The organism is Flavobacterium sp. P3_A6 (assembly GCF_056403035.1).
Genome location: NZ_JBFUGG010000070.1, coordinates 1 through 670 on the forward strand (window position 1 = coordinate 1; position 670 = coordinate 670).

Below are 670 nucleotides of genomic sequence, written 5' to 3' on the forward strand. Positions count from 1 at the left end.
AGCCCGGCACGAACGGCAGCGGTACCCGCACGTCGATGCGGGCGGACACGTCGCTGCCGGGGGCGAGGCACGGCGTCGTGGAGCACGCGAGGGTGAGCGCGTCGGCCGGGTCGTCGTCGAACCCCTGGTCGCGCAGCGCGATCCCTGCCGCGGCGATGGCCCGCGACGCGCCCTCGTCGGCACCGTCGGCGACGACGAACGTGCGCGCCGCCTCCCTCGCCGCACCTTCGGCGGCGAACGTGGCGGCCTCGACGCGGCCCAGGACCAGCACCAGGTAGACGAGGGGCACCAGCAGGACCAGCGAGAGCCCGAGGAACTCGACGACCGAGCTGCCCTCGTCGTCGGCGAAGAACCGCCCCGTCACGGGACCTCGACCAGCGCGTGCCCGCGGACAGTGAGCGTCCCCGCCGGGCCGACCAGTCCGACCAGCGGCAGGGGCGCCCGCACCTGGACCTCGACGACATCCAGACCGTCGAGCGTGGTCCGGCCGGCGCTGACGTCCTGGGCGTACGCGATGGACAACGACTGGGCGATGAGGTCGCGCGACCGGTCGGCACCGTCGTCCGGGTCGTGCCCGACCAACGCCCCGTAGCGCGCGCCCTCGGACGCCGAGTCGACGAGCGTGTTCCGCACGTGCAGCACGACCGTCAGCTGGAGCACCGCGACGAAC

Annotated in this window: 2 protein-coding genes; both read right to left on the reverse strand. The window is 74.3% G+C overall.

What is annotated here, in order from left to right; genetic code table 11:
• On the reverse strand, positions 1-364 hold a 364-nt coding region (locus tag AC1DVP_RS21355; RefSeq protein ID WP_477185481.1), incomplete at its 3' end, for a hypothetical protein.
• Positions 361-670 (reverse strand): hypothetical protein (locus tag AC1DVP_RS21360; protein WP_477185482.1); only part of this gene is annotated, 310 nt, incomplete at its 5' end. The genes AC1DVP_RS21355 and AC1DVP_RS21360, both read right to left, overlap by 4 nt.